This window comes from Psychrobacillus sp. (assembly GCF_056205495.1).
The window spans coordinates 1-3775 of sequence record NZ_JBAEAP010000216.1 but is presented as its reverse complement, the minus strand read 5'-3'; the positions used below and the strand labels follow the sequence as shown (position 1 = coordinate 3775).

The 3775-nt window shown below is 34.9% G+C and carries 4 protein-coding genes; all 4 read right to left on the bottom strand.

All coding sequences use genetic code 11. The annotated features are described in order from the left end of the window. Positions 1-189: 189 nt before the first annotated feature. Positions 190-1566 (bottom strand): sensor histidine kinase, encoded by a 1377-nt coding sequence (locus AC06OU_RS06265; protein WP_475854694.1) that lies wholly within the window; start codon positions 1564-1566, stop codon positions 190-192. After that, on the bottom strand, positions 1563-2231 hold the full coding sequence (locus tag AC06OU_RS06260; RefSeq protein ID WP_475854692.1) for a response regulator transcription factor: 669 nt from the start codon (positions 2229-2231) through the stop codon (positions 1563-1565). The genes AC06OU_RS06265 and AC06OU_RS06260 overlap by 4 nt, the downstream gene beginning before the upstream one ends. Before the next feature lie 24 nt (positions 2232-2255). Beyond that, the gene (locus tag AC06OU_RS06255) at positions 2256-3023 is read right to left on the bottom strand and encodes a lantibiotic immunity ABC transporter MutG family permease subunit (RefSeq protein WP_475854691.1); all 768 of its coding nucleotides are present in this window, start codon (positions 3021-3023) and stop codon (positions 2256-2258) included. Continuing rightward, a partial coding sequence (locus AC06OU_RS06250) for a lantibiotic immunity ABC transporter MutE/EpiE family permease subunit (RefSeq protein WP_475854689.1) occupies positions 3023-3775 on the bottom strand: 753 nt, incomplete at its 5' end. The genes AC06OU_RS06250 and AC06OU_RS06255, both read right to left, overlap by 1 nt.

Below are 3775 nucleotides of genomic sequence, written 5' to 3'. Positions count from 1 at the left end.
TACACATAACCGCAGTTAAATAAGAATGCCTAAGACTAGTAACATAGTGATAAAAAAGAACGAGTTTTAGAACAAACATAGCGTTTAAAAAATCATCAACATGTTGATTTTTTACCAAGATTGATTTTTAACTTTGTTCGGTAATCGAGCGAGATTCTGAAGTGCCGAATTGTGTAAATTTTAAAAAGGTTAAACCAAGCGATCTATTAATCCTTTTTCGGAATCCCGATTTAGTACCGGCAACTCTACCAGCACCTCCCCGGAGTGATTTGCATTATTGCTAAGTTTCATTCTTCCATTATGCTGCTTGATTACTTTTTCGGTGAATGTTAGTCCCAAGCCATAATGGCTATTATTCGTCCGTCCATAGTTTTCGGTATAGAATAGTTCAGTTCCCTTTTTTATAGCCTCCTCTGAAAAGCCAGATCCCTGATCAATGATAATAAATTGAATAAAATCTTTATCCTGCCTGACGACTAATTGTACTTTTTCATGCTGGGGTGTTTTTTCAATACCGTTTAGTACGATATTATTTATCGCTCGAATGAGCAGACTTACATCAATAAAAAGGTCAGCCCCTTTCTCTGTAAAGTCTTCGATAATTATATTATTATCTAAGCTTTTAACTTCGGTTTCTAGCCTGCTTAAGAAATCATTGACAGATACTTTTTCCTTATTCGTATACATTTGCTTGTTGTTCAAATTGATATCGATAACCTCCTGAATGTATCGTTCAACCTGTTGTATGGCATTTATGATGTCACTAAAGTTTTGTTTCATATCATCGGTTGTTGTTGCTTCCAACAGCTCTGTGTTCCCTTTTATAACGGTCAGTGGAATTTTGATATCATGTATTAAATAACTAATTTGTTCTGCCTTTAAGTTTGTAGCCTTTATTTCCTTTTGAATGGATTTAACCAGTGCTTCTGATAAACTTTCCATAGCGCCCATAACATCTTTATACTCGTTAAAACGAACTTGAGGAAATTCAATATTCAAATCCTTTTCTTTGATTTTACTGGCTACTCTAATAAGCTTTTGATTTTCTTGAATAATAATTCGAGAGAAACTTCTAATTTTCCAGATTATATAAATACAATAAGTAAAAATTGAAAGGAGGGATAGCCACACGCCAGGATTAGGGAAAACCTGTCTTAATCCAACGTTTGCGAACTGAACTTTCAAGTTATAATAAATCAAAATTGACTCATTTCTGCTTTCATATCTTATAAAAGAATCCAAATTTCCCTTACTAGCATTTCGAAAAGCCACTTTTGCCTTCTCTTTATTTCTATTGCTCATATTACTCTTTACCATCTCGTTTGTTTGCTTATTAAAAATGGCGTAATCCAATTCGGGGGGGATTAAGCTAGAATCGACATAATTAGCATTTACAACTTCACTCTTGATTTTTTCTGCCATTTTGATCGGCTCGTTTGCCGGCAGTAGAAGGTGATGATTGATTCCCCACGTTACAAATCCAATATTTAGTATCAAAATAAGTAAACCAGTAAAACCTAACTTTATAATTGATCTAACAAAATAAGCAGAAAATGTATTCTTCATTCCCATATATACCCTACACCCCAGACCGTATTGATAGGGGCCAAATTAAATTGGGCGATTTTTTTTCTTATTACCCTGATATGTTCAACAATCGTTGAAATTTGAGAATCACTTTCCATTGAATAGACAGATTCATAAATATCTTCTTTGCAAAAAATTTTCCCTTTATGTAAAGCAAGCAGTTCACAGATTCTGTATTGAGTCTTAGTAAAACTCACTTCTTCTCCTTGGATGATCACCTTTTTTGCTTCTAAATCAATAAGGATGTCCCCATCGATAAACACACTATTTGTTCCTTTTTTTGGTCTAGATTCCCGTCTTAAATGGGATTCGATTCGTGCATTCACTTCATGTATACTAAACGGCTTGACGAAATAATCATCCCCACCAATTGATAAGCCTTTGATAATGGACGATTCATCACTTTTGGCTGTCATAAAGATGATCGGTATATCAATCAGGGGCCTAATTTTCTTACAAATGATAAAGCCATCTTCACCTGGCATCATGACATCCAGTAAAATGAGATTAAATTTATTTATTTCTTCTATTGTAATATCTTTTATATTTTGAAGAGTTGTAACTTCATGCTTTTTTAGCTCTAACATTTTCCTTATTAGCCTTAGAATTGCTTCATCATCATCAATCGCCAAGATTTTTGCCATTTTTATATCACCCTCTAATTCTTTTTAATCGTTTGTTTTTCTTCCGGGCCAACGATTGATCCAAACGATACTTAGAAAAATCATTCCTGTTGTAAGGATAAGGAAAGAATAACCTCCCGTTACCAGCATGGGATGGCTGCCCAAATTTATATCCGTTGTTTTCAAATAATCTGTTGCATATTGGCTGAATCGATTTGCCCATGCCCAAGGCATGAACCCCCATACTTTATCCCCTATAGTGGTCAAAGAAAGAGCGATGATGATTAACCCCCCGAACCCACATATGCTGCAAACCCCGATCCCATACCTGTAACCTATGACTTGATAGAAGAAATATTGAAAGACGGAAGTTATTGTAAAAATTATACCCGTTAAATAGTATGGGGTAAAATTAACTTCACCCACACCAACTAAAAATTTCAGTGCCAAGGTATATATTGATATCATTAAAAAAATGGCAGCACTATAAGAGAAAATCATCATCGTTGTTTGACTTATATAGGAGATGGTTTTGCTCTGTATTACCCCAAGCATATTCTGAAAGTGGCCTGCTTCATTTTCAGAATCGGCCACTATTCCACATATGACGGAGATGATGACTGGTGTACCGACTCCAATTAATTCGAACAAAATGCGGTACCCTACTTCCGAACTCAGAGAGACATCCCTAGTTAAGATGAACATTACCAAAGCACCGGGTAAAACGAAGGGAATACCCAAGTGTAATAACCAAAAAATACTTCTCTTTCTTTTTTTGAACTCACCGAGTAAACATCTATAAAATTGTAGCATTATTTCACCTCTAGTTTATTAAACGACCTAACAGTAATCAAAGTAAGTACAAAAAATAAGAGAACGCACAAAAAGAGAGCAATTGGAATAACTGAATAACTCAGTAGTCCACTGTTTTGTGGTAACGGTATTCCATTAGAGTGCAGTTTTAATAAAGGCATTTGTACTCTTAAATGCCAGCTATATGGTATTAACCACCAATCTTTTGTTGGGGTAAAAAGTGTACCTAAATTTAAATTAAGCATGCTATTCAATAGTAAAGTAATGAAGAAATTAGTTTTTCTTGAAAGCCACAAACAAAATGGAATCTGCCATAGGGAAGTAACAAACATCAAAATAACTGCCATAAAACAAGAAGTAAGTGGAACCAAATATGGACTAGTGTGGGTCAGTAAACTCGTTACGCTGATGGCAGCTATTAATAGAAGAGACCCTAGCGCCACAAATCCAGTTACCAATAAAACTCTGCTCATTTCTTTTTTTTGAAGATTGATTGGTAAGGCAATGATGGTTTTAAAATTTGTTGATTTTCTTTCCAGATTATTTAGAAGCCCTGCCGTAAGGGCAATAAAAACGGAGAGCCATAATATTCCCCAATGATTGATAATTGTTTCTGCGCTAAGACTTACAATCGTTGGATCGCCGCTAAGAAAATTAAAGCCAATTGCAAGGAGTGAGCATAGCAAGGGAATCGTCAACAGCATTTTTCTTATGCTTGTTCTTTTTATTTTTAAGAACTCTGATTTCAAATA